This is a genomic window from Agathobaculum ammoniilyticum, from assembly GCF_025567315.1.
In the GTDB taxonomy this organism is placed as follows: Bacteria; Bacillota; Clostridia; order Oscillospirales; family Butyricicoccaceae; genus Agathobaculum; species Agathobaculum ammoniilyticum.
Genome location: NZ_JAOQJE010000010.1, coordinates 98,682 through 122,885, shown reverse-complemented (window position 1 = coordinate 122,885; position 24,204 = coordinate 98,682). Strand labels below are relative to the sequence as shown.

At 58.5% G+C, this 24,204-nt stretch carries 24 protein-coding genes; 4 read left to right on the top strand and 20 right to left on the bottom strand.

Features of this window, described 5'->3' with window-relative positions; genetic code table 11:
- Positions 1–180: hypothetical protein (locus tag OCV66_RS11480; protein WP_262564523.1), on the top strand; the 180-nt coding region annotated here is incomplete at its 5' end.
- A gap of 8 nt (positions 181–188) precedes the next feature.
- Here the strand turns inward: OCV66_RS11480 and OCV66_RS11475 are convergent.
- The 15 genes from OCV66_RS11475 to rplS form a co-directional block, all read right to left on the bottom strand.
- Entirely contained in the window at positions 189–509 is a 321-nt protein-coding gene (locus OCV66_RS11475; protein ID WP_054327552.1) for an SCP2 sterol-binding domain-containing protein, read from the bottom strand.
- Between the two features lie 98 nt (positions 510–607).
- On the bottom strand, positions 608–1,000 hold the full coding sequence (locus OCV66_RS11470; RefSeq protein WP_054327553.1) for a hypothetical protein: 393 nt from the start codon (positions 998–1,000) through the stop codon (positions 608–610).
- Positions 997–1,599, bottom strand: coding sequence for a ribosome biogenesis GTP-binding protein YihA/YsxC (gene yihA / locus OCV66_RS11465; RefSeq protein WP_147574304.1), 603 nt, complete (start codon positions 1,597–1,599; stop codon positions 997–999). Before yihA ends, OCV66_RS11470 begins: the two co-directional genes overlap by 4 nt.
- Positions 1,600–1,614: 15 nt before the next feature.
- Complete coding sequence (gene lon, locus OCV66_RS11460) at positions 1,615–4,032, bottom strand: endopeptidase La (protein WP_107631954.1); 2,418 nt, start codon at positions 4,030–4,032, stop codon at positions 1,615–1,617.
- Positions 4,033–4,165: 133 nt separating this feature from the next.
- Positions 4,166–5,482 carry an ATP-dependent Clp protease ATP-binding subunit ClpX gene (gene clpX, locus OCV66_RS11455; protein ID WP_054327554.1) on the bottom strand — a complete coding sequence of 439 codons (1,317 nt, stop codon included), beginning with the start codon at positions 5,480–5,482 and terminating at the stop codon, positions 4,166–4,168.
- A 39-nt stretch (positions 5,483–5,521) separates the two neighbouring features.
- On the bottom strand, positions 5,522–6,103 hold the full coding sequence (clpP, locus tag OCV66_RS11450; RefSeq protein WP_054327555.1) for an ATP-dependent Clp endopeptidase proteolytic subunit ClpP: 582 nt from the start codon (positions 6,101–6,103) through the stop codon (positions 5,522–5,524).
- Between the two features lie 222 nt (positions 6,104–6,325).
- Positions 6,326–7,666, bottom strand: coding sequence for a trigger factor (gene tig / locus OCV66_RS11445; protein WP_082397187.1), 1,341 nt, complete (start codon positions 7,664–7,666; stop codon positions 6,326–6,328).
- An 80-nt stretch (positions 7,667–7,746) separates the two neighbouring features.
- Positions 7,747–8,448 (bottom strand): metallophosphoesterase, encoded by a 702-nt coding sequence (locus tag OCV66_RS11440; RefSeq protein WP_147574303.1) that lies wholly within the window; start codon positions 8,446–8,448, stop codon positions 7,747–7,749.
- Between the two features lie 2 nt (positions 8,449–8,450).
- Positions 8,451–9,944, bottom strand: a complete 1,494-nt coding sequence (gene thrC, locus OCV66_RS11435; RefSeq protein ID WP_147574302.1) for a threonine synthase — start codon at positions 9,942–9,944, stop codon at positions 8,451–8,453.
- A 21-nt stretch (positions 9,945–9,965) separates the two neighbouring features.
- Complete coding sequence (locus OCV66_RS11430; RefSeq protein WP_054327556.1) at positions 9,966–10,934, bottom strand: dipeptidase; 969 nt, start codon at positions 10,932–10,934, stop codon at positions 9,966–9,968.
- Positions 10,935–10,936: 2 nt separating this feature from the next.
- Positions 10,937–11,287, bottom strand: coding sequence for a YraN family protein (locus OCV66_RS11425; RefSeq protein ID WP_242977951.1), 351 nt, complete (start codon positions 11,285–11,287; stop codon positions 10,937–10,939).
- Positions 11,284–11,901 carry a ribonuclease HII gene (locus OCV66_RS11420; protein WP_054327558.1) on the bottom strand — a complete coding sequence of 206 codons (618 nt, stop codon included), beginning with the start codon at positions 11,899–11,901 and terminating at the stop codon, positions 11,284–11,286. Before OCV66_RS11420 ends, OCV66_RS11425 begins: the two co-directional genes overlap by 4 nt.
- A gap of 197 nt (positions 11,902–12,098) precedes the next feature.
- A complete protein-coding gene (ylqF, locus tag OCV66_RS11415; RefSeq protein ID WP_054327559.1) occupies positions 12,099–12,953 on the bottom strand; it encodes a ribosome biogenesis GTPase YlqF in 855 nt (284 codons plus the stop codon).
- A 4-nt stretch (positions 12,954–12,957) separates the two neighbouring features.
- Positions 12,958–13,533, bottom strand: a complete 576-nt coding sequence (lepB, locus tag OCV66_RS11410; RefSeq protein ID WP_054327560.1) for a signal peptidase I — start codon at positions 13,531–13,533, stop codon at positions 12,958–12,960.
- A 186-nt stretch (positions 13,534–13,719) separates the two neighbouring features.
- Positions 13,720–14,061 carry a 50S ribosomal protein L19 gene (gene rplS, locus OCV66_RS11405; RefSeq protein WP_054327561.1) on the bottom strand — a complete coding sequence of 114 codons (342 nt, stop codon included), beginning with the start codon at positions 14,059–14,061 and terminating at the stop codon, positions 13,720–13,722.
- Between the two features lie 237 nt (positions 14,062–14,298).
- Here rplS and OCV66_RS11400 point away from each other — a divergent pair, with 237 nt between their 5' ends.
- Positions 14,299–15,609 (top strand): alpha-amylase family glycosyl hydrolase, encoded by a 1,311-nt coding sequence (locus tag OCV66_RS11400; protein ID WP_054327562.1) that lies wholly within the window; start codon positions 14,299–14,301, stop codon positions 15,607–15,609.
- Between the two features lie 54 nt (positions 15,610–15,663).
- On the opposite strand, the gene OCV66_RS11395 is transcribed toward OCV66_RS11400, so the two are convergent.
- Positions 15,664–17,748: an S-layer homology domain-containing protein gene (locus OCV66_RS11395; RefSeq protein ID WP_186949857.1), complete on the bottom strand. Its 2,085-nt coding sequence runs from the start codon at positions 17,746–17,748 to the stop codon at positions 15,664–15,666.
- Between the two features lie 71 nt (positions 17,749–17,819).
- Positions 17,820–18,617, bottom strand: coding sequence for a YlmH family RNA-binding protein (locus tag OCV66_RS11390; protein WP_107631948.1), 798 nt, complete (start codon positions 18,615–18,617; stop codon positions 17,820–17,822).
- Between the two features lie 137 nt (positions 18,618–18,754).
- Between OCV66_RS11390 and OCV66_RS11385 the strand changes: the two genes are divergently transcribed.
- Complete coding sequence (locus tag OCV66_RS11385) at positions 18,755–19,738, top strand: biotin--[acetyl-CoA-carboxylase] ligase (RefSeq protein ID WP_054327565.1); 984 nt, start codon at positions 18,755–18,757, stop codon at positions 19,736–19,738.
- 37 nt (positions 19,739–19,775) lie between these two features.
- Positions 19,776–20,312 (top strand): hypothetical protein, encoded by a 537-nt coding sequence (locus tag OCV66_RS11380; RefSeq protein WP_054327566.1) that lies wholly within the window; start codon positions 19,776–19,778, stop codon positions 20,310–20,312.
- Positions 20,313–20,341: 29 nt separating this feature from the next.
- Here the strand turns inward: OCV66_RS11380 and OCV66_RS11375 are convergent, their stop codons facing one another.
- From OCV66_RS11375 to OCV66_RS11365, 3 genes are all read right to left on the bottom strand, one after another.
- Entirely contained in the window at positions 20,342–21,163 is an 822-nt protein-coding gene (locus OCV66_RS11375) for a 4Fe-4S dicluster domain-containing protein (protein WP_054327567.1), read from the bottom strand.
- Between the two features lie 45 nt (positions 21,164–21,208).
- Positions 21,209–21,556: a TIGR04076 family protein gene (locus tag OCV66_RS11370; protein ID WP_054327568.1), complete on the bottom strand. Its 348-nt coding sequence runs from the start codon at positions 21,554–21,556 to the stop codon at positions 21,209–21,211.
- A gap of 293 nt (positions 21,557–21,849) precedes the next feature.
- Positions 21,850–23,508 (bottom strand): ribonuclease J, encoded by a 1,659-nt coding sequence (locus OCV66_RS11365; protein ID WP_054327569.1) that lies wholly within the window; start codon positions 23,506–23,508, stop codon positions 21,850–21,852.
- Between the last annotated feature and the right edge of the window lie 696 nt (positions 23,509–24,204).

Below are 24,204 nucleotides of genomic sequence, written 5' to 3'. Positions count from 1 at the left end.
TTCCGCCGCGCACTTCCGCAGCTCGTTTACTATACTATATCCCCCTCCACTTTGTCAAGTCCTCCCTCCCCCTTTCTTTCTATAACTACCTTCGTTATGGCCACATCAAAAGCCTTTCCCCATTTTCATATTTTATGCAAAAACCGCCTGTTTGTAGGACAAACAGGCGGTTTTTTATAAACGAAAGCTTATTTCATCAATTCGGCCAGCAGCATTACCTTATCGACATTTCCCTCTACCTTGATTTTGCCTTCCGCAATGGCAACCTGCGGAATCAGCTTCCCGTTAAGGATTTTCTCCAGATTGGTCAGCGTTCCAGATACGCTAGCGTCACGGTCGATATACTCATACGGCATTACCGAGAGCACGCCATTGAGAATCTCGATGTAGAATACACCGGTGACCTTGCCGGTAAGATTAAACTGCACGGCTACCTTGCCCTGCGTCCCAGCAATATCCGCTTTGCTGAGTTTGTTGTAGATTTTGCCAATCAACTGATCAACGGTCATTGGAATCGCCCCCTGGTCGTATTTATAATTTTATTATACGTTTTTTCAGGAAAAATGCAAGTCCATTTTACCTCTTTATTACAGATAATTCCAACGGCTTACGTTTTTCGGACAAACTGCGTGCGGCAGTGCGGGCAGGTGATGCTGATCTTCCCTTTTCCGCGCGGAACACGGAGCCTTTGCTTGCACTGGGGGCATTTGAAATAGCGGTGCGTTTTTCTGTCCGCGAAGCGCATGCGCGCATTGCGGAGCTTGACCGAAACGGGTCCCCACCACCGCAAAAACTTTTGATTCTCCGCATACCGAGCCTGGATGTTGCGCGAAAAGATACGGAAATAGCACAGGATCAGCAGCGCGAGGATGAACACACCCATCCAGTTCCAGCCAGTGATCCATTCAATCAGAATCAGCGCCACGCCCAGCAAAAGCAGCGCATTGTTAAGCTGATCGCTTCCATAGCGCCCAGCCATAAAACGGCGGAAGAAATTCATTGTTCCGAGCCTTCCTTTCCAATATATCCATAAATATGTGCAAGGACCTCGTCTCTGCCTATCCCTTTCTCCGCTGAAAACGGAATGACCGGCACCTCCGCCGGAAGCAGGAGCGTCTGCCTGATCTCGGCCAGATTTCCCTCCAACTGGCTTTTTTTGATCTTGTCCAGCTTATTGGCCACAACGATCCACGGCTTATCCGAGGCGCGGAACCAGTCCGCCATGGTCACATCATCCCGCGTCGGCTTATGCCGGATATCGACAATCTGTATCCCGACCGTGAGCAGCCCTAACGCAAAATAGGTTTCCATCAGCGCCCCCCACCGCTGCTGCTCCGCTTTGGATACCCGCGCGTAGCCGTATCCGGGTAGATCGACCAGATACATCTTCCTGTCGATCACGAAATAGTTGATATGCACGGTCTTGCCCGGCTGCGCGCTGACGCGCGCAAAGTTTTTGCGGCCCAGCAGTTTGTTGATAACCGAGCTTTTTCCTACGTTGGACTTGCCGGCAAACACCACCTGAGGCAGTCTGTCCGATGGGAAATCACTTTCTTTCACCGCAGAGCGGAGAAATTCCGCATTGTGCAGATTGAGCATACTTCCCCGCCTCCATTACTGTACGACCGGAGCCGCTGGCGCATCCGTACGCCTTGCGACCGGCCCGCGCGCCGATTTCTTCCTTTTTTCCGGCCGCTTCGAAAAATCGATCGCCGTTTCCATCACGGTATCCATATGCGCGGCGGGAACGAACCGCAGCGTCTCGCGCACCACCGGCTCGATATCCTGCAGGTCGGGCTCGTTCTCCTTGGGGATGACTATCGTCTTAATGCCTGCGCGGTACGCCGCCATAGTCTTTTCCCGCAAGCCACCGATCGGCAGCACACGGCCGCGCAGTGTTACCTCGCCCGTCATGGCGACATCATGCCGCACCGGCGCTTCGGTCAGCGCGGAAACCAGCGCGGTCGTGATCGTCACGCCTGCGGAAGGCCCGTCCTTCGGGACGGCGGCCTCTGGAAAATGGATATGCAGGTCGTTATCCTTGTAGAACATCGGGTCGATATCCAGCGTCTGCGCGCGCGAACGAACAAATGTGACCGCCGCTTTTGCGCTCTCCTGCATGACTGTACCCAAGTTGCCCGTGACCTCAATCTTGCCCGTACCCGGCACGACTGCCACTTCCACCTCGAGCATCTCGCCGCCGACACTTGTCCACGCCAGCCCGTTGACGATACCGACTTCATCCTTTTTGCTCACCACGTCGTCCTTGTAGGGCGGCACGCCGAGCAGGCTCTCCATATTTTTACTCGATACAATCAGCCGCTTCCCACCTTCCGCAACATGCTTGGCCGCTTTACGGCACAGCTTGGCGAGCAACTGCTCCAGCCGCCGCACGCCGGCTTCCCGCGTATATCCGGCAATCACCGTTCCCAGCATCTTTTCGCTCAGCGTAAGCTGGGACTTCTGCAGGCCATGCTTTTTCATCTGCTTGGGCAGCAGGTGATGCAGCGCGATCTGGCGCTTTTCCTCCTCCGTATAGGAGGACAGCTCGATGACCTCCATGCGGTCAAGCAGCGGGCGCGGTACAGTGGACAGGTCGTTTGCCGTTGTCAGAAACAGTACGTCGGACAGGTCGAACGGCAGTTCAATGTAATGATCGCGGAACGCAACATTCTGCTCGGTGTCCAGCACCTCCAGCATGGCCGATGCCGGATCGCCCCGAAAGTCGCTGCCCATCTTGTCAATCTCGTCGAGCAGGATAAGCGGGTTGGCGGTCCCCGCGCGGCGCAGCGCGTCGATGATGCGGCCGGGCATCGCGCCGATGTAGGTCTTGCGGTGGCCGCGGATATCCGCCTCGTCCCGCACGCCGCCCAGGCTCATGCGCGCGTAATTGCGCCCCATCGCTTCCGCGACCGATTTGGCGATTGAGGTCTTGCCCACACCCGGCGGTCCGACCAGGCACAGCACCTGCCCTTTCAGCTCAGGCGCAAGCGCTTTGACCGCCAGGAACTCCATGATACGCTCCTTGACCTTTTTCAAACCATAGTGGTCCCGATCAAGGATATCTTGCGCAGCCCGCAGATCGTGCCGCTCCTCGCTTTTGCCGTTCCACGGCAGCTCCAGCACGGTATCCAGATAGGTGCGAACCACGCCCTGCTCCGCGTTCGAGCCACCCAGCTTTGCAAAGCGGTCGACCTCCTTCATCAGCTTTTCCTCGCATTCCTGCGGCAGGTGCAGGGCAAGCACACGCTTACGGTATTCCTCCGCTTCCGCAGCGGCGTCCTGTTCGCCCAACTCCCCCTGGATGACCTTGATTTGCTCCCGCAGATAGTATTCCCGCTGGTTCTTGTCGATCTGCGTTTTCAGTTCGTCCTGTATCTCGTTTTCGATCTTGAGGATTTCAGTCTCCTCGCCCAGCAGGCGAATCACCATGGCCAGGCGCCGCGTCACATTCAGCTCATCCAGGATCTCCTGCTTGGCGGACACGTCGACTGCGAGGTTCTGCGCGATATAATCCGCCAGCCAGCCCGGCGCGCCGCCTGCGGCGACCGTCATCTCCACATCGGACGAAATGCGCGCCGCGTGCTGCGCATACTCGGCGAAGCGCTCCTGCGCCGTGCGGACGAGCGCTTGGGCACGCCGCTCGGTGACGCCCTCGAAATAATCCTCCAGTTCCTCTACTTCGGCGTAAATGCAGCCGTCGTCGCGCGTCGGATTGACGAACTGGTGCGCCAGCGCGCGGCTGCGCCCTTCGACCAGAACGCGGATATTGTCGCCCGGCAGACGCAGAATCTGCTTGATCATGCACACCGTCCCCATCTGGTACAGGTCGCCCGGCGACGGGGTATCGGTTTTCAGCTCGCGCTGGGCGGTCAGGAAAATCATCTGCCCGTTCTTCATCCCCGCCTCCAGCGCGCGAATCGACATCATTCTGCCCACGTCAAAATGAATAATCATTTGAGGAAACGCTGTCAGACCGCGCAGCGGCAGCACTGGCAGCCGCGTCAGCGTTGTCCCGATTGTTTCTATCATAGTTCCTCTCCTTGCGGAAAATAGTTGAATAAAGTCAGTATAGTATATTTTTTGTCGCTTGTAAAGCGCCGCATACTGTCAAAAAAGCAAAAAAGCGGGCGAAACGAACGTCCCGCCCACATTTTTCATCGTTTTATGCGCTTATATTCGGCATGGCCAGTTTTTCGACATCGGCGTCCTTTTTCCCTGCGGGCGGCAGCGCAAGCCGCGCGCCGTATCCCAGGAGCGGCTCGCTTTTGCCCTCTACCACATCGCGGGTGATTGTGACGCGGTTGACCGTCTCATCGGACGGTATACGGAACATGATATCAGTCATCACGCTTTCCAGCACGCCACGCAGCCCGCGCGCGCCGGTCTTGCGCTGCAGCGCGATCTCCGCCACCTTGGCGAGCGCCTCCGGCTCAAACGAGAGCGCGACGCCATCCATCGCAAACAGCGTCTCATACTGCTTGACAAGCGCGTTTTTTGGCTCCTGCAGGATGCGCACGAGCGCCGCTTCGTCCAGCGTATCCAGCGACACGATCGCCGGCAGGCGGCCGATCAGCTCGGGAATCAGGCCGTATTTCATCAGATCATGCGGCTCGATCTGCGCCAGCAGGCGGTCGGTCTGATCCTCCTGCTTGCCCTTCACCTCGGACCCAAAGCCCATCCCCTGCTTGCCGATGCGTCTCTGGATGATACCCTCGATCCCATCGAACGCGCCGCCGCAGATGAACAGGATATTGGTCGTATCAATCTGGATAAACTCCTGATGCGGATGTTTGCGGCCGCCCTGCGGCGGGACGTTTGCCGTCGTACCCTCCAGCATCTTGAGAAGCGCCTGCTGCACGCCCTCGCCCGACACATCGCGCGTGATCGAGGGGTTTTCGCTCTTACGGGCGATCTTGTCGATTTCATCGACATAGATAATACCGTGCTCCGCCAGTTCCACGTCAAAATCCGCTGCCTGTATCAGACGGAGCAAGATGTTTTCCACATCCTCGCCCACGTAGCCGGCCTCAGTCAGCGTGGTCGCGTCCGCAATGGCGAACGGGACCTGCAAGGTCTTGGCCAGCGTCTGTGCGAGCAGCGTCTTGCCGGAACCGGACGGCCCCAGCATCAGAATATTGGATTTTTGCAGCTCCACCTCGGTATCCGGATGGTAAATGCGCTTATAGTGGTTGTATACCGCAACGGACAGCGCGACCTTCGCGCGGTCCTGCCCGATGACATACTCATCGAGCACGGCCTTAAGCTCCTGCGGAGTCGGCAGGCGCTCGGGCTGGATCATCGTGGTTTCTTCGCGTTCGTCCGCGGAAAAATCCAGTTCATCGTCCAAAATGCTGGTGCATACGCCGATGCACTCGTCGCAAATATACACGCCCGGACCGGCAATCAGTTTGCGCACCCGATTCTGCGGCTTGCCGCAGAAAGAGCATTTCAGCGTTTTTTCATCATCATAATTCGGCATATGGCACCTCTATCCGGCTAATTGCCTTTTTGTGTTTCCTCAATGCTTGTCGAACACCTTATCGATCAAGCCGTATTCTACCGCTTCCTCCGCAGACATGAAATTGTCGCGCTCGCAGTCCGCAGTCACGACCTCGATCGGCTTGCCGGTATTTTCCGACAGGATCTTGTTCATGCGCTTTTTGATGATCTCCAACCGCTTGAGATGGATCGCCATATCCGTGATCTGGCCCTGCGTACCCGCAGAGGGCTGATGGATCATAATCTCCGCGTTGGGAAGCGCATAGCGCTTGCCCTTCGCGCCCGAAGACAGCAGGAATGCGCCCATCGAGGCGGCCATGCCGATGCAGATGGTCGAAACATCGCATTTGATATAATTCATAGTGTCGTAGATCGCCATGCCCGCCGTGACCGAACCGCCGGGGCTGTTGATATACAGCGAGATATCCTTATCCGGATCCTGCGCCTCCAGATACAGCAGTTGAGCGACGACCAGCGACGCGGTCGTGTCATTGACCTCCTCGCAGAGCATGACGATGCGGTCGTTGAGCAGGCGGGAATAAATGTCGAACGAACGCTCGCCGCGTCCGGTCTGCTCGATAACCATTGGGACTAAACTCACGTTAAGACTCCTTTCCAAGAGAGGTGGATGCGGCGCGCTTCCATCCGGCGGGATACAGGGCGCGGAAACACCCGCTCCTCCGTCCCGCATGCAGAAAGACGGCGGCCGCCGGTTCCTCCCTGCGGGTTCCAGCGTAAAAGAGCCGCGCGGTGCCGCGGCTTTTTTACCGGGGCGGCTGCACGTCCACCCCGCACTCCTTATACTTTTTGCGCGGAAAGCGGATCACTCCGCCGCATCTTCCGCAGCCTCGGCTTCGTCAGCGGACTTTTTCTTGGCCGCCGGCTTTTTCACCTTGGCATTTTTCTTGAGGAACTCCAGCGCGTTCGAGATCTTCAGATCCTCGCGCAGCGCCTCCGCATTAACGGCAGCCTTGATCTTATCGACCTCCATGCCGTACTGCTCCGCCATTTTACCATATTCCTCATCCACTTCCGTGTCGGAAACTGCGATATTCTCCAGCGCAGCGAGCTTCTGCAACGCGAGGCGGGTCTTGACCTGGCGCTCCGCCTGCTCGCGGAACATGCCGCGGAACGTGTTCATATCCGTGCCGGTCATCTTGAGGTACTGCTCCATCCCCATGCCCTGCATCTGCATGCGGTAGCCGAAATCCTGTACGGCGGAGTCGATCTGGTTCTCGATCATGGCCTGCGGGATGTCCGCTTTCATAACCGCGATCAGGCCGTCGATCAGCTTATCCTCAAAATCGTGCTCGGCCGCTTCCTGACGCTGCGCCTTCAGGCGGTCGCTGATCTCCTTTTTCAGGTCGTCGAGCGTTTCGCAGGTGTCGGACACGTCTTTGGCGAACTCGTCGTCCATTTCCGGCAGGATGGTTTCCTCAACCTTATGCACCTTGCACTTGAACACAGCCTCCTTGCCGGCCAGCTCCTTGGCATGGTACTCCTCTGGGAAGGTTACGACAACGTCTTTCTCGTCGCCCGCCTTGCAGCCGATCAACTGGTCCTCAAAGCCCGGGATGAACGAACCCGAGCCGAGCGTCAGCGCGTGATGCTCCGCCTTGCCGCCGTCAAACGGCTGGCCGTCGACAAAGCCCTCGAAGTCCAGATCGACTGTGTCGTTCTTCTTCGCCTTGCGGTCAACCGTTTCCGTGCGCGCGTTGCGCTGCGCCAGACGGTTCAGCTCAGCCTTGACGTCCGCGGCGAGGACCTTGACCGTTTCCTTTTCCACTTCAATGCCCTTATATTCGCCCAGCTCGACCTCCGGTTCGACCGGCACCTTGGCGATGATGGTCAGGCCGCCCTCTTCCGCAGGGTCGCCCAGGTCAACGTCCGCGCGGCCCACCGGCTTGATACCGGACTTCTCCACGGCCATATCCATCGCTTCCGGATATACAATATTAAAAGCCTCTTCAAAGAACACGCCCTCGCCGTACAGCTTTTCGATCATCTTGCGCGGCGCCTTGCCCTTACGGAAGCCCGGCACCGTGATATTTTTGCCGGTTTTCTTGAACGCCTTGTCCTTAGCAGCCTCAAACTCCGCCTTGGTTACCTCGATCGTCAGCGCGACAACGCTGTGCTCCTGCTTTTCCGTATTTTTCAGTTCCATGTTGCCAAACTCCTTACTTGAATACTTTGTTGTATCTAAGTTATTCTACCAGATTATTATAAGGATTTCCATACTTTTTTCTACTTTTTCAGAAAAATCGGGGTGAAATCCACATGATCTCCCGAAACCAGCCGCCATTCTATCCCCTCATGCACACCCTCGACCGCGTAGCGCAGGCTTTCCGAGTGGAGGTGGCCGTAAATGCACCGCCTGACGCCGTACCGCTGCATCAGCTCGATCATCGGCCCGCAGCGGAAACCCGCGTACAGCGGCGGGTAATGCAGGAAGCAGATGATCTCCTCCGGCTCCGCCGCCGCGCCCAGCTTGAGCGATGCCTCCAGTCGGAGCAACTCGCGCCGGAATATTTTCTCGTTATGCGGGTCGGAGAAGTCCTCCTCAAACGGCCAGCCGCGCGTACCGCACAATGCGGTTCCGCCATAGAAAAAACAGTTGTTATGCAGGAAATCGATCGTGGAAAAGCTGTTTTCCCCTAAAAAACGGTGCATTTTTGCCGCGGTCTCCCACCAAAGGTCGTGGTTCCCCTTGAGTATCAGCTTTCTGCCCGGCAGCCCGTCGATCAGGGCGAAGTCCCCCCTTGCTTCCGCAAGGCTGATGCCCCAGGAAATATCCCCTCCCAGCACAACGGTATCCTCCGGCGCGATGAGTGCGCGCCAATGTGTTACGATCTTGTCCGTATGTCCCTGCCAGCGGCCGCCGAAAATATCCATCGGCTTTTCCACGCCCGTGGCCAGATGCAGGTCGGCCAGCGTATACAGCGCCATGCTTACAGATCCCGCAACAGGCTGACGGTCGAAAGGATATCAGCCTTGTCCACCACGCGCTCAAAGCGCGGGGGCCTGCCCGCCAACGCGGCGAGCGGTGAGGGCGCCGGGGTGTCCGTCAGCGCGGTCAGTACGTCAAGCTGGGTCACGTCGTCCTTTTCCAGCGTCCCGCCGAGCGCCTCGATAACCGAACGGCAGAACTTGAACGGCGACGCCGTGGACGCGATCACAACCGGCGTCTCATCTCCCGTGCGGACGCGGTAATCCTCGTATACCCGCACCGCAACCGCCGTATGCGTATCGCACAGGTAATGCTCGGTCTCCCACAGCGTCCGGATAGTTTCCGCGGCGGCACGGTCGTCACAGCAGCCCGCGTCGAAGTCCGCATCGATTTTCGCAAACACATCCTTTGCGACCTGATAGCTGCCGCCGCGCGCGAGCTTGTCCATCAGCTCCGCGACCAGCTTGTCGTCGTAATCCGAAGCAAAGAACAGCAGGCGTTCCAGATTGGAGGAGATCAGGATATCCATTGACGGGGAGGTTGTGGTGTAAAAATCCCGATTCCGGTCATACGCGCCGCCTTTTTTGAAAAAGTCGGTCAACACATTGTTGCGGTTGGAGGCGCAGATCAGCTTGTTCACCGGCAGCCCCATCCGCTTTGCAATATACGCTGCCAGGATGTTGCCGAAATTTCCGGTCGGGACGCAGATATTGATCTTTTCGCCCATTTCCACCGCGCCGCCTTTGACCATATCGCAGTAAGCCGACACATAGTAAGCGATCTGCGGTGCCAGACGGCCCCAATTGATCGAATTGGCCGATGACAGCATCATCCCGTCCCGATCAAGCTCCTCGCGCGTTTTTTCATCCGTGAAGATGCGCTTGACCGCGCTCTGCGCGTCATCGAAATTGCCGCGGATGGCAACCACCTCGACGTTTCCGCCCTCCTGCGTGACCATCTGCAGCTTCTGCATGGGGGACACGCCATCCACCGGATAATAAACCATGATTTTGGTTCCCTGCACATCGTGGAACCCATCGAGCGCAGCCTTTCCCGTGTCGCCCGATGTCGCCACTAGGATGCAGGCTGTACGCGTTTCGCCCGTTTTGCGCAGCGAGGCGGTCAACAGATGCGGCAACATCTGCAGCGCCATGTCCTTGAACGCGCAGGTCGGCCCATGCCACAGCTCGAGCATATTCCTGCCCCCGCCGAGCGCCACGACCGGCGCGGTATCCGCGCCGCCGAATTTCTCATCCGCATAGGCCTTGGCCGCGTAGTCCGCAAGCTCCTCTGCCGAAAAATCCGTCAGGAATTTGCCGAGGATGCATGCCGCGCGCCCCTTATAGTCCATGCCCGCCAGCGCTTCCCAGTCCTCCGCGGCAAGTGCCGGAAAGCCGGTTGGGCAGTACAGGCCGCCATCCGACGCGATGCCGTTGGCGATTGCATAGGCTGCGGTCACCCTAGCCGCTTTGTTTCTTGTGCTTACATAATCCATATTGTTAAACCTCCGCAGTTTTTACAACATTTTTTGTACAAACGCAAATGCGTTATCATAAAACAGGCCGTCCACCGTGCTCTGCCGGTACCCCAACGCGAGCATCCGGTCCGCGAGACGGTACAGGTCGCCCAGCCCGTCTATACCGGCCGGCAATTCGTCGCATCCGTCGAAATCACAGCCCAGCGCAACTGTCCGTTCCCCATACAGCCCCAGAAAATGCTCGATATGGTCGATCGCATCCTCGATGGTCGAATCGCTCTGCCGCACCAAAAACGGCGTGTACAGGTTGATGCCGACCAGCCCGCCGCGCCGCGTGATCTCGGCAAACTGCCGGTCGGTCAGATTGCGCGGATGCCGGCACAGCGCGCGCGAATCGCTGTGCGACGCCACAAACGGACCGTCAATCGTCTCGCACACGTCCCAGAAGCCCTGCTCGGACAAATGCGACACGTCAACGATGATCCCCCTGTCCGCACAGCCGCGCACCAGCTCCCGCCCCGCGTTCGTCAACCCCTCCTCCTGATCGAGCGTCGCGGGGCAGCCGAAACGGCTGCGGTAGTTCCACGTCACGGTAAGCAGCCGGACGCCCGCCTCGTAGGCGTTATCCAGCGCGTCCGGACGGTCCGGCAGCAGTTCCGCGCCCTCGATGGACAAAAAGGCTGCGGCCTTGCCGTCCCGCGCCGCCTCCGCCAAATCGTCCGCCGAGCGGCAGAACGACAGCCAATCCGCATTATCCGCGAACTCGCGCCGCGCGGTTTCCAGCATACGTTCCAGGCGGCGGTCCGCCGGCGTGTCAAGCAGGCAGTCCCGCTCCCGCGCCAGCGTCTCCGAAGGCGCCCGCGCCCCGCAAAACAGGGCGAAAAACTGCGCGTAGTGGCGGTATTTCCGTGCGGCGGCGCGGTTCACATGCAGGTCGTTTTCCCGCAGGCGCCTGCCGGTTTCGCAGCACTCGTACAGCGTGTCGCAGTGCAGGTCGAACAGCTTCATACTCACCCTCCAAAGGCGTTTTCCAGATGGTTGATGCGCGGTGGGACTGGCGCGCCCTCCTCGCCATAAACTTCTATCACGTCAAACCGCGGCTGAAGGCCGGACGGATGCGCCTGCAGCCAGGCCTCCGCCGCCGCGATGACGCGCGCCTGCTTGGCTGCGGTCACATGCTCGCGCGCTGCGGCGAAGCGGTCGTTTTTCCGCGTCTTGACCTCGATAAATACAATATATTTCCCATCCCGCGCAATCATGTCGATTTCCCCGAAGCGGGTGCGGAAATTGGTCGCCTCCGTGCGGTAGCCGCGCTGCTCCAAAAAGGCGCGCGCCGCGCGCTCCCCCCACGCGCCTTTCATCGCGGCGCCTCCGGATGCTTTTGGTAAAACTTTCTCAGGAAGGTCCTCCGGTGGATCGGGCATGGCCCGTTGGCAAGCAGCGCCTGGTCGTGCGCCCGTGTCTCATACCCCTTATGCTTTTCAAAACCATATGCCGGATACTGCTCCGCAAACCGGCGCATCAGCCGATCCCTTGTCACCTTGGCGAGAATGGAGGCCGCCGCGACCGATGGGATCTTCGCATCGCCCGCGACCACGCATTCATGCGGCAAGCCGAGCCCCTCGGAGCGGTTGCCATCCACATAGGCGAAGTCGGCTGGACGGGTCAGGCCCTCGACCGCCTGCCGCATCGCGCGATAGGTGGCCTGCAGTATGTTAATCTCGTCGATCGTCTTTTCATCCACCAACGAAACCGACCAAGCGAGCGCGTTCTCCGTAATCACGTCGAACAGCGCTTCCCGCTTTTTCTCGCTGAGCTTTTTCGAGTCGTTCAGCCCTTCGATCTGGACGCCGCCCGGCAGGATAACCGCCGCCGCGCACACCGGCCCCGCGATCGGGCCGCGGCCCGCCTCATCCACGCCGCAGACTGCGGAATAGCCCGCCGCCCATGCCTTTTGCTCAAATTCCCACGTCATCACAACGACCTCTTTTGAATGGATAATGAAAGCTCCCCACGCCGCAGCGCGCATAGAGCAGATAATTCAGATGCCGCGAAGCAACGTCCGAATTATCATAAAAAAGCGGAGAAAAGTGTGTCCTCTGGACGCGCTTTTCGCGGCCCTGGACGCATCCGCGCCGCGCGGTGCGTCCTCCCGAGAATGAAACCGTGGTTTCATTCGGCGCACTCAAGCGTGATCCTCCCCAGCACCCCGCCCCGAAACTCGTCGAGCAGGATACGGGCCATGCGCTCGGTATCGATCTCACCGCCGCGCAGCAGAAAACCGCGCCGCCGGCCCGCCTGCTGAAGCAGGTCATAGCCCAGGGAATCGCTTTCCTCCGGCATCACGACGCCATACCGGCCAGCAATTGCCTGCGGCGCCTGCACCGCGAGCAGCTCCATCAGCCTGCAGCCGAGCGTTTCCACATCCAGGATGTCGTCCTTGATCGCTCCGGTACACGCCAGCAGGATGCCAACCCGCTCATCGTCAAACTTCGGCCACAGGATGCCCGGCGTGTCGAGCAGGTCGATGCCGTTTTCCACACGGAACCACTGGCTGCCGCGCGTCACGCCCGGCTTGTCCGCCGCCTTGGCGGACTTTCGCCCGAGGATGCGGTTTATAAACGTGGACTTGCCCACGTTCGGAATACCAACCACCATCACGCGGACCGCCTTCCCGACCAGCCCCTTCTCATTCCACGCCGCGATCTTGTCCGCGAGCAACAAGCGCACCGCGCCTGCAAACGCCTGCGTCCCCGTCCCCGCGCGGCTGTCGGTTTCAATGACCGCCATGCCCTGCGCGCGGAAATGTTTCGCCCACGCGGCAGTCATCGCCGGATCGGCCAGATCGATCCGGTTCAGCACCATCAGCCTCGGCTTTCCCGCCGCGATTTGATCCATATCGGGATTGCGCGAGACTTGGGGGATGCGCGCGTCGACAACCTCGCACACCGCATCTACCTGCTTGATATATTCCGCCATCTGCCGGCGGGTTTTTGTCATGTGTCCGGGATACCATTGTATATTCATCGCGTTACGCCACCGATCCAAATGCGCTGAACGGGTATACCACGCTCAGCACATGCCCCAGGATATACCGCTCATCCACCATGCCCAGGCTGGACCAACGGCTGTCGGTCGAGTAATTGCGGTTGTCGCCCAGCACATAGATGCAGCCTTCCGGCACGGTCTGCGGATAGGTCATGTCGCCCATTTTCTCCAGCGTGTTAATCTTTTCTGCAATATACGGCTCGTCGAGCGCCTCACCGTTTACCAGCACATCCCCCGTGACCGGATCGATGTCCACCGTATCGCCGCCGGTCGCGATGATGCGCTTGACGATCGGCTGGTCCCCATAAAAGCCCTCCTTGCGCAGCACGACAATGTCACCCTTTTCCGGCGTGTAATTCAGGTTGCTGACCAGCATGATGCTGTGATCCTCCAGCGTCGGGTACATCGATGTCCCGTCCACACCGATCAGGCGCACAAAAAAGGTGAATACGACGACAAAAAATATCAGCACAGTCATCAGGGATTCTCCCCAGCTGAACAGCTCGCTGGAGAAACGACCCTCCGCCTTCTTTTTCTCTTCGGTCTGCGTTTCCTGCATGAATAATTCCTCCAAAAAGATAAACATACGATTTTATTATAGCTATATATCGCCTGCTATGCAAGCCCAAATCCTCCGCGCCTGCGCTTTCAAGGGCTTCTCAGCCGGCTCCGCAGACAGAATACCATCCGCCGCTGATACAAAAACGGGGAGCATGACGCTCCCCGTTTTTGTATTTGGTTGTTCTCAAACCTTCTCGGCAACCTTGGCAGCCTTGCCCACGCGGCCGCGCAGGTAGTACAGCTTGGCGCGGCGGACCTTACCGCTGCGCACAACCTCGAACTTCGCTACGTTCGGGGAGTGTACCGGGAACGTCTTTTCAACGCCTACACCGTAAGAGATGCGGCGCACGGTAACCGTCTGGTTCACACCAGCGTGCTTCTTGGCAATAATGATGCCCTCAAACACCTGAATACGCTCACGGTTGCCTTCCTTGATCTTCGCGTGTACCTTAACGGTATCGCCGATCTTGAGCTCCGGCAGGTCGCTCTTGAGCTGCTGCTCGGACAGTACTTTGACCAGATCCATTTTTCTGTCATCCTTTCGTCTTAGACATTCTTGCCCTATTTTCTGAAAATAAGCAGAGGAATGCCCGTGTTACCGATTAATAATACCACATCGCACCTCCCTTTGCAAGCATTTTTTATTTTTATTTGCACGGTTCCGCCGTGCAGATGTAAAGTTTCCGCTTTCGCTTGGTTTTGCCGCGTCCATCGTGTATACTATTACTATATCCCCAGAGGGAGCAGAAAGGAGCTTACACCTATGTGGGCTTATGAAAGCGTATTCTATCAGATCTATCCGATCGGCTTCTGCGGCGCGCCGCGCGTCAACGATGGCCAAACCGTACCCCGCATCCGGAAAGCCGGCCGCTGGGCGGAGCACATCGCCAAGCTTAGCTGCAACGCCGTATATTTTTCCCCGCTTTTTGAATCCGACAGCCACGGCTACGACACCCGCGATTTCCGCAAGGTGGACTGCCGCCTGGGCACGAACGAGGACTTTGCCTCGGTCTGCACCGCGCTGCACCAGAACGGCATCCGTGTCGTGCTCGACGGCGTGTTCAACCATGTCGGCCGCGGCTTCTGGGCTTTCCGCGACGTGCAGGAGAAAAAATGGGATTCCCCCTATAAGGACTGGTTCCATATTTCATTCGATGGCAATTCGGGCTATAACGACGGTTTCTGGTACGAGGGCTGGGAGGGGCACTATGAGCTGGTCAAGCTCAACCTGAAAAACCCCGCGGTCGTACAGCATATCTTCGGCTGCATCCGGCTTTGGGTAGACGAGTTCGATATCGACGGGCTGCGCCTTGACGTGGCCTACTGCCTGGATAAGGATTTCCTCCGCCAGCTTCGCGCGTTCTGCGACACGCTCAAGCCCGACTTTTTCCTCGTCGGCGAGCTGCTGCACGGCGACTATAACCAGTTCGTGGGAGAGGGCATGTTGCATTCCTGCACCAATTATGAATGCTACAAGGGCCTGTATTCCTCCCTGAACAGCATGAACCTGTTCGAGATCACCCATTCCCTGCTGCGCCAGTTCGGTCCGGAAAACTGGACGCTCTACCGCGGCAAGCATCTGCTGGGGTTTGCGGACAATCACGATGTCACGCGCGCCGCGTCCATCCTGCAGAACCCCAGGCACCTGCCGCTGATTTACGCGCTGCTGTTCGGCATGCCGGGCATCCCTTGCCTCTACTATGGGAGCGAATGGGGTGCCAAGGGCGAAAAGCGCGAGGGCGACGACGCACTGCGTCCCGCGTTCGATGCGCCGGAGTGGAACGAGCTGACCGGCTGGATCACCGCGCTGGCAAAGGCGCACCGCGGCAGCAAGGCGCTGTGTTACGGCGATTTCAGACAGGTCGTCCTGACCAACAGACAGTGCATCTGGGAGCGCGCCTGCGAGGGTGAACGCGTTCTTGTGGCGGTCAACATTGACGACCACCCCTACACCGCGCATTTTGACGCGAAATGCGGGCGGGCGGTCGATCTGATCACCGGCGCGCCGCACGATTTCGGCGGCGGCAGCGAGCTGCCCCCTTATTCGGCGTTTTTCTGGCAGTGCGAGCGATAGCTCCAAACAGGCAAAGGCCGCCGGCGGAACCGGCGGCCTTTTTTTGTCCGCTGCTTAAATGTAATCGATGACCAGCGTATATACCGAATTGTCCGACATCGTCACGGAAAATTCCACATATCCGCTCGAACGGCGGAAGTTCTCGAGCGCGGTTTTGGTAAGGGTCAGGGCTTTATCCGATACTTGGTAGTCCGTCCCCTCCTTCAGCGTCTGCACCGAACTGTTTTTGACTGCGGTGACGTTGCGGACAGTGAGCCGGCTGAGCGGCAGCGCGAAGTCAGGCTCGCTCGGCACATAGGTGTCATATTCCGCCACAAAGATGTTGACGCCCTCGGGTGTGGAATCCTCCACCGTCAGGTTGATCGTCCGCTGTTCCCCGTTCGCCAGGTCCACCGCCACGGTATATGTACCCGCACGCAGTTGGGCCAGCAGGCCGCGCCGCAGCACCAGCGCCCGCGTGGAATTGTTAAACCCATAATCGATGCCTGACAGCCCCAGCACAACGCGCACGATATCGCTTTCCGCGCCGACCCCGTCCAGCTTAACGTTCAGGTCCTTGAAGCCGGACGACTTATAGTACCGGTCGAATACCAGCTCTTCCGCGTCCGCGGTGGCCGAGGAATTGGTTACCGTGACCGCGATGCTCGACCGCTTGCCGTCCGAAAGCGTAAGCACCAGAGTATGGCTGCCCCGCGTCAGCGTGCCGAGATAGGAGGTCAGCAGCCGGATCCCCGAGCCGCTCGTGTTGTAAGCGACCGACGGGGACAGGGTCGCGCCGTCGCATGTCACGGAGGATACCGATTTTCCGGAAGGCAGCGAAATATTTACCCCGCTGCCCAGCGCGGACAGGTCGTTCAGATCGACGCTGATGCTTGCCGGCTCCACGCCCGCCGTGCTTGAAACGCTGACCGACTGCCCGCCGATCGTGGCTGTCACCCCGCGGCCGAGCGTATAGCCGGAAACCGTGACGCTGCTTGCGAAGCTGACCCCGTCCGCATTGATATCCGCCTGATAGACCGAACCATAGCCCGTGATGGACGCGGCCTTATCCGCAGTCAGGTGATAAACCGCTGCGCCCGCAGTTGTGCTGACCGTGGCTTCGTCCTCGAGCGTCAGGTTTGTCACGTTCGCGTCCAACGTCAGCGAGACGCGCTCCCCGCCGTTCACAACAACATCCGCATATCCCTCATACCCCGTGGTTGTCAGCCCTTTTTCATACAGAGTAGCTGCGGTCTGCACCTCGGTCTGCTTGATGTGCGTAGCGCCTGTTGCAGTTACCTGCATCAGGCGCCCCATCGGAGACGAAACAATCATATGGTCGCTCGTCGTATTTACCATTGTAACCGTGCCGCCGGACACGATGATCGAACCGTTGACCGTAACATTGGTCAGCGTCACGGCATCCGAGCCGAGACCCTCGGTGATGTACAGGTCTCCCTGAATCGCCGCATCGGACAGCGTGCAATTTTCCGATATTGTCACATTGGTGGTATCGGTTTTCAGATCCGCGCCGGTGTAAGCCTTGCCGGCCGTGGAAAGCGACGTCCCCAGATAATAATACAGGATCTTCGCGACCTCACCGCGCGACACAACCTTGCCCGGCTTAAACGTGCCGTCGCTGTAGCCCGCGATAAAGCCCTTGTCCGCCGCGGCCTTGATGTATCCCGCGGCCCAGTCGGACACCTGGCTCTTGTCCGTAAACGTCAGGTCGGACGGGGAAACGTTTCCCGGGTCGGCCTTGAACAGACGGCCGATGATGACCGCGGCCTGCTCGCGGGTCACTTTACCCTCCGGCTCCATTTTATTGTTTCCCGTGCCGTTGATGTAACCATACCGCTCCGCTATCTGGATGGTTTCATAATACCAGGCGTTCGACGGGACATCCGTATAGGAAATGGAGGTCGTCTCCGTGAAATGGAACGCTCGGTTGATATACCGCATAAACTCCGCGCGTGTCATATCGCGGTCGGGCTCATAATTGCCTGTTGTCGCGCTGGGATTGATCACGCCCTCGCGGTCAAGATATTCGATGTAGCTTTTTGCCCAATGCGACTCGATATCGGACGCTGCGAGAGCCGTTGGGAGCATCGCGACCAGCATGGCCGCGCTCAGCAGAAAAGACAACCATCGTTTTTTCATATCTAAACACCCCTTATTGCTGTTGTCATCAGTGTACCATACCGAGGCGGTTTTGACAACAGGCATTCTCTTCATACCGTTTTAACAAAATTGATAAACAGCCTTCCCTTGCGGCTGGTGCCGCCGAACGCCTCGATCCGCGCGCGTCCTAGGCCGCGCACGGTCAGCCGGTCGCCCTCGTCCACCTGACGCTCCGGCTTGAGGCAGGGCATGTGGTTCAGGAACACCAGCCCTTTCTCAATCCGCGCCTGCGCCTCTGCCCGCGGCAAGCCAAACACCAGCGCCACCACGCTGTCCAGCCGCGGCGACGCGACCGATCCGCTTCCGCTTTTTTCGACGACGGAAGCCGCCTTGAGGTTCCCGATTACCTCCCTGGTAAGCGAAATTTGTTTTCTGCCAGCCTTGGAAAAATGCAGCAGAATGAAATCCGCCATTTCCTCCAGCACCAGGATGTCCGCCCCTTCGTCATGTACCAGAATATCGCCGACGACCGCCCGCTCGATCTGCAGCCCCATGAGCGCGCCCAGATAGTCGCGGTGGGTCAGCGCATCCTCTTTGCGCTTGTGCGCGCGCAGCAGCGCGAGCGGCGCGGCCTGTCTGGCGCCGTCCCCATCCAGATAGTCCGGATAAAACAGGTATACGCCCCGCTCGGCGTCCTCATAACCGCCCCAAAACAGCGCATGCCCCGCCGCACCACTCAGCCGCACCGCCTCCGCGCAGATCGCGCGCTCGTTCGGGTCAAGGAATTTGGTATGCGTCAGATAGCCGCGCGACACGCAGGTCTGCTCCTTGTCCAGCAGCCCCGCGAGCAACAGCCGTTCTTCGTTCGACCGCGCGAGCGCGGCCAGTATCTCCTGTTTGCTCTTCACATTATGCCCTCTCTTACTTTTCCTAAGCTATTTTCTATTGTACTCTTTCCCCTTTTCGTTTACAATAGAAAGGAACGCGTGTCCCGCATAAAAAGCGGACGGCACAATATAGAACATGACTCATCAGGTACAGGGGGATGATTCGGTTGGCAGTCAAGGACGCGGTGCTGCGGGCGCTGGAACAGGCGCGGGGAGAACGTCTGTCGGGCGGTATGCTCGCGGAGCGGCTGGGCGTGTCGCGCGCGGCGGTACACAAGGCGATCGGCGTGCTGCGCAGCGAAGGGCTTGCAATCGACGGGGTCCCCGGCGAAGGCTACCGCCTTGCGCCGGATGACGACAGCCTGACCGCAGCCGGCGTCCAAGCTCTGCTGGACACGGATTTTGTCGGACGCGACATGCTGGTCGTCCCCTCGCTCACCTCTACCAACACCGTGCTCAAGGAACGGTACCTCCACCGTCCGCACGGCTTCACCCTGCTTGCCGAGGCGCAGACCGGCGGACGCGGGCGGCTGGGACGCTCATTCTCCGCCCCCGCGGGTACCGGCGTATACCAGACCATCCTGCTGCATCCCTCGCTCCCGCTGTCGCATATCCAGTTCGTCACCATAGCGGCCGCGGTCGCGGTGGCCGAAGCGATCGAGCGCACCGCCGACTTCTGTCCGCAGATCAAATGGGTTAACGACGTCCTGATGCATGGGCGTAAGCTGTGCGGCATCCTGACCGAAGCCACTATCGAAGGCGAGACGGGTACGGTCAGCTCGCTGGTCGTGGGCATCGGGGTAAACCTGCGCCCCAATCCGGCCTGGCCGGAGGAGGTGCGACAGGTGGCGGGCGCCCTGAGCGAATTCGGCGCAGTTCCGCGCCGCGCCGCCTTTGCGGCGGCGGTGTTGTCCCGCTTCGAACGCGCCTACGCCCTGCTGGAGAGCGGCCGCGAGGCTGAGCTGCTTGACCGGTACCGGAGCCGACTGTGCTGCATCGGCAGACCGGTCACCGTCATCACCCCCGCCGGAAAGTACCAGGCCGACTGCACCGGTCTTGACGGAAACGGACATCTGCTCGTCCGTGACGCGCAGGGCGCCGTGCGCACGCTGTCCTCGGGTGAGATCAGCATCCGCCTGTAACCCCTGCCTATTTGATCGATAAAAAGGAGTATCCGCCATGTTTCAAACCGCCGCGGGCGTTACCGTCCCCTTCCCCGAAAAGCTGTCCGAGCAATACCAGCGGAACGGCGACACCCTGACCTGCAACCTCAGCTTTGAAAAGCTGCCTGATTTTGTCCGCTCGTTTTATGCGGAGCTGGAGGAGCCGCTGTTCCTCGCCATCCATCCGGACGCGGAATCCGACGAGGTGTGGTATCTGGACGGCATGACCAAAAAGCAGCTCACCCTGATCCTGGACGGATACGGAGAGCTGCTCTATCAGGATGGGCTTTCCGCGTTCGCTATTGGCTCGCTCGCAACCGAGGAGGAGCTTTTCGTGCAGAAATACAAGGTTCTGTCTCTTTACAGCCCGCGAAACGGCCGCTTTGAAGCGCTGCTCGAGCAGTTCGGCGCCGTTCCGACCGCGCACCTTGTCACCGCGTGGGATACGTTCTCGGCCGAGTACCCGGGGTCTGCCTCGCGCCTGGAAATCGCGGGCCAGACGGTTCCGGACATGATAAAGGAGCTGCAAAAAATCGGCATGTATAAAGGCTGACGCTATGCGTCAGCCTTTTATTATTGGCTTTAGAAAAACAGCCTGACCTCCGCGCGGCGTTTGTAGCCCTCCTCCAACTCGGTCTTATGGTATAAGTAACCGGCGTCGTCATAATATTTCGCGCCCTGCGGGCATTTTTTGACGCAGGCGCCGCATTTAATGCAGATGCCCGTGTATTCCCGCACGTTTTCCGGATTGATCGACCCCATCGGGCATACCGCGGCGCAAATTCCGCACTGGTCGCAGGCTTCGCCGGTCAGCGGCTTTACCTTTCGGATGTCCACCGGATTGCCCGCGCGGTCGCGCGGCTGGTAATAGGTACGCGCCTCCCGCGCGCGGCCCGGCACTTCGACCGGAGGCGTCTGCCCATCCACCCCGGCCAGCCGCGCGGCCGCCTGTCCGGCAAATTGCGCCGCAAGCAGCAGGTCGTCCACATCCGGACGTCCCGCCGCCAGCGTTTTCGAAAAGGAATGCTCCCCAACGAACGCCGCCCCCGCAAACGGGCGGAAACCGTTATCCGTCAAAATATCGCGCAACTCGATCAGCGCGTCGTCAAACGCGCGGTTGCCGAATGTCACGACCGGAATTGCCGCCGCGCCGCCGCCCTTTACCGTTTCCAGGTATTTGAGCAGTACGTTCGGCACGCGCCCCGCATAGGTGGGCGTACCGAAAACGACCACGTCCCCCGCCGCGAACTCCGGCGCGGTCCGCCGCGCCGCCGGCAGCGTAAAATCATATGTCTCCACAGCAAGCCCCAGCTCTGCCGCGAGCCGGTCCGCTATCGCGGATACGACGATTTTTGTCGTCCCCGTCGCGCTCCAATACATCTTCCATACCCGTTCCGTTTTCATACTTTGTCCCTCCTTGTCTCTTTTGCGGTCGCTGTAACGCCCGGATCAGTCAAAAAACTTCCCCTTAAAGAAATTCTCATTCCCGAGCTTTTCCGCTGTCAGCCGAAACAGCACGCAGCCGTCCGGACACACAATATCCTTGGTATATCTGCCGCTACCGCCGATATTCTCCAAATCGCCTCCGCTCCTGACCGCCTCCATGATTGGGAACAGCATCATCATGGTTTTGGAACAGATTCCCTGCCCCTGCCCGTTTACAGGGCAGCCATAGGTGCAGGTGTACTTGTCCCCGACCTCCTCGCCGTTCCTGCAGTACCGCTCCGTATGGTCGCCGCGCAGGAATCCGGTTACCTCGATCTCAAACGCATACTCCTCGTCATACCATTTCTTCATATCCGATTCTCCTCCGTACGCGGCCTTTCGGTTTGCCCGCTTTGTTTCTATTATACCACAGCGGCCCGCACTTTTTTTGCCTGAGTCGGCCGCTAAGTGCCGCTGATGGTATACTGATGTATTTAATGTGTGTTTCACGGCTATTATATCACAGCGGCCCATCGGCGGACAATCGCCATTTCCGCGCCTTTCCTCCGCGCGGGCTATAGAAAGCAAACGAAAAAACGACCGCTTTAAGCGGTCGTTTTTTTGTTTCGTGGAAACGGGCTGCCAGCGCCCCCCGCTTTCCCGCGTCAGATTTCCATAATAATCGGCAGCACCATCGGGCTGCGCTTTGTCTTTTTAAACAGGTAATCGCTCACATCGCCCTTGATCGCGGACTTGAGACTGTTCCAATCGCGCAGATTCTCCGCCGCGCAGCGGTCGAGCGCCATCTGGGATATATTGCGCAGCTCCTCCATCAGATCCTCGGCTTCCTTTACATACACAAAGCCGCGGGATACGATATCCGGCCCTGCAATGACCACGCCCGTTGTTGCGTCTACCGTCACAACGACGACCAGCAGGCCGTCCTCAGAGAGATGCTTGCGGTCGCGCAGCACCGCCGTGCCAACGTCGCCGATACCAAGGCCGTCCACCAGCAGGCGTCCTGCAGGCACGGGATTGCCCAAACGCGCGGAATTCTCGCTGATTTCGACCGGCCGGCCGATCTCGGTAATGAGGATGTTCTTCGGGTTGACGCCCATTTCGCGCGCCAGCCCTGCATGCTGCATCAGCATGCGGTATTCGCCGTGTACGGGGATGAAGTACTTCGGCTTGCACAGGCCCAGCATCAGCTTGAGGTCCTCCTGGCACGCATGGCCGGAAACATGGATCGCGGCTGAACGGTCATAAATGACCTCCGCACCCTGCTTATACAGCTCATTGACCATATTGTTGATCGACTTCTCATTGCCCGGGATGGCGGAAGCAGCGATCAGGATACGGTCGCCTGTGTTGACCTCGACCTGCTTATGGCTGCCGTATGCCATGCGGTACAGGGCGGACATGGTCTCGCCCTGCGAGCCGGTCGAAACGATAATCAACCGGCTGCGCGGATAGCGCTTGATCTCGGCAATATCAATCATCACCTTGCCGGAGTCCTTCAGGTACCCCAGTTCGGTCGCAACCTTGGATATCTTCTCCATGCTGCGCCCGCAGACCGCGACCTTGCGCCCTGCTTTGGCTGCAATGTCGAGTATCTGCTGCAAACGGGACACATTGGAGGCGAACGTCGCGATGATGATACGCTGGTCACTTTCCGTGATAAACTTCTCCAGCGACTTGCCGACGATCTTTTCACTCGGCGTATAGCCCGGCCGCTCGACGTTGGTCGAATCGCTCATCAGTGCCAGGATACCCTTTTTCCCCAGTTCGCCGATGCGCACCAGGTCGATCATCTCACCAGAAACCGGCGTCAGGTCGATCTTGAAGTCGCCTGTGTGCAGGATCGTCCCCAGCGGCGTGGTGATAGCCAGCGCGACCGAATCCGCGATCGAGTGATTGGTATGAATGAATTCCACCCTGAAGCACCCGAGTTTGATCGAATCGCCCGCCCGCACATGGTTGAGCTTCACCTTCTGCGGCATCTTATGCTCGGAGAGCTTGGTCTCGATGATGCCGCAGGTCAGCCGAGTCGCATAGATCGGCGCGTTGCATTCGCGCAGCACATATGGGATCGCGCCGATGTGATCCTCATGACCGTGCGTGATGACATAGCCGCGCAGCTTGTTCAGGTTGCGCTTGAGGTAGGTCGTATCCGGTATGACCAGATCCACGCCCAGCATGTCGTCGTCCGGAAACGCGACACCGCAGTCCACCACAACGATATCGTTCCCGTATTCGATCACGGTCATGTTCTTGCCGATCTCGTTGAGGCCGCCCAGCGGTATGATTTTCAGTTTTTCTTTCATAATATCGATATCACTTTCCTTTTTTCATCAGATTTTTTTCTTTTGTGTTGACACGGGTTCCTGCCCGTTCTTTTCAAAAGGCATCCCTGTTATCCCGTTTTTGGATGCCTTTACCTCAAAAAAACAGTGACGACGCGGTCCGGTTTCGCCGCGGAAAAAGCGGCGCATCCCCACGCGGAGCGCAAACACTTATTATTAGAATACCATAGTGCGGCACGCCTGTAAAGCAATTTTTATCCGCATCGTCTTACCATATCCTATAGTATCCACAGCCCCGCACCGCTTATACCGCAGATCTTCGTAAATTTGACCAATCCCCGCGTGTCCCCGCCGCCGTTTCCGCGGCCTGCCGCCCGTTCCGGTTTGCGCAGACGCTTCCCGCCGCAAAGAACGCTTTCCTGCATATTGGATTTTGGGGAAGACGCCGTACCGTATATCTTGTTTGTAACCCTTTGGACATACACAATCCCTATGGTCTTCTTGTCAAATATGCTGATTTTTTTAGAACACTATACAGACTTATATGCTCTATACGCAATGTATTGGTCATTTTGCACAGAATTCAAAAAAAGGCTTTGACAAATCCGCGAAAATGCAGTATCATGAGGTTACAGATCGGAAACAGATCGAAAACAAAACAGTAACAACCTGAAAACAAATCGGTAACACCGAGCCGCAGTCCTGCGGGTTTTCACG

Coding starts and splice junctions, on each gene's coding strand:
- OCV66_RS11475 (WP_054327552.1), bottom strand. CDS start 509: ATGACCGTTGATCAGTTGATTGGCAAAATCTACAACAAACTCAGCAAA.
- OCV66_RS11470 (WP_054327553.1), bottom strand. CDS start 1,000: ATGAATTTCTTCCGCCGTTTTATGGCTGGGCGCTATGGAAGCGATCAG.
- yihA (WP_147574304.1), bottom strand. CDS start 1,599: ATGCTCAATCTGCACAATGCGGAATTTCTCCGCTCTGCGGTGAAAGAA.
- lon (WP_107631954.1), bottom strand. CDS start 4,032: ATGATAGAAACAATCGGGACAACGCTGACGCGGCTGCCAGTGCTGCCG.
- clpX (WP_054327554.1), bottom strand. CDS start 5,482: ATGCCGAATTATGATGATGAAAAAACGCTGAAATGCTCTTTCTGCGGC.
- tig (WP_082397187.1), bottom strand. CDS start 7,666: ATGGAACTGAAAAATACGGAAAAGCAGGAGCACAGCGTTGTCGCGCTG.
- OCV66_RS11440 (WP_147574303.1), bottom strand. CDS start 8,448: ATGGCGCTGTATACGCTGGCCGACCTGCATCTGGCCACGGGCGTGGAA.
- thrC (WP_147574302.1), bottom strand. CDS start 9,944: ATGGATTATGTAAGCACAAGAAACAAAGCGGCTAGGGTGACCGCAGCC.
- OCV66_RS11430 (WP_054327556.1), bottom strand. CDS start 10,934: ATGAAGCTGTTCGACCTGCACTGCGACACGCTGTACGAGTGCTGCGAA.
- OCV66_RS11425 (WP_242977951.1), bottom strand. CDS start 11,287: ATGAAAGGCGCGTGGGGGGAGCGCGCGGCGCGCGCCTTTTTGGAGCAG.
- OCV66_RS11420 (WP_054327558.1), bottom strand. CDS start 11,901: ATGACGTGGGAATTTGAGCAAAAGGCATGGGCGGCGGGCTATTCCGCA.
- ylqF (WP_054327559.1), bottom strand. CDS start 12,953: ATGAATATACAATGGTATCCCGGACACATGACAAAAACCCGCCGGCAG.
- lepB (WP_054327560.1), bottom strand. CDS start 13,533: ATGCAGGAAACGCAGACCGAAGAGAAAAAGAAGGCGGAGGGTCGTTTC.
- rplS (WP_054327561.1), bottom strand. CDS start 14,061: ATGGATCTGGTCAAAGTACTGTCCGAGCAGCAGCTCAAGAGCGACCTG.
- OCV66_RS11400 (WP_054327562.1), top strand. CDS start 14,299: ATGTGGGCTTATGAAAGCGTATTCTATCAGATCTATCCGATCGGCTTC.
- OCV66_RS11395 (WP_186949857.1), bottom strand. CDS start 17,748: ATGAAAAAACGATGGTTGTCTTTTCTGCTGAGCGCGGCCATGCTGGTC.
- OCV66_RS11385 (WP_054327565.1), top strand. CDS start 18,755: ATGATTCGGTTGGCAGTCAAGGACGCGGTGCTGCGGGCGCTGGAACAG.
- OCV66_RS11380 (WP_054327566.1), top strand. CDS start 19,776: ATGTTTCAAACCGCCGCGGGCGTTACCGTCCCCTTCCCCGAAAAGCTG.
- OCV66_RS11375 (WP_054327567.1), bottom strand. CDS start 21,163: ATGAAAACGGAACGGGTATGGAAGATGTATTGGAGCGCGACGGGGACG.
- OCV66_RS11370 (WP_054327568.1), bottom strand. CDS start 21,556: ATGAAGAAATGGTATGACGAGGAGTATGCGTTTGAGATCGAGGTAACC.
- OCV66_RS11365 (WP_054327569.1), bottom strand. CDS start 23,508: ATGAAAGAAAAACTGAAAATCATACCGCTGGGCGGCCTCAACGAGATC.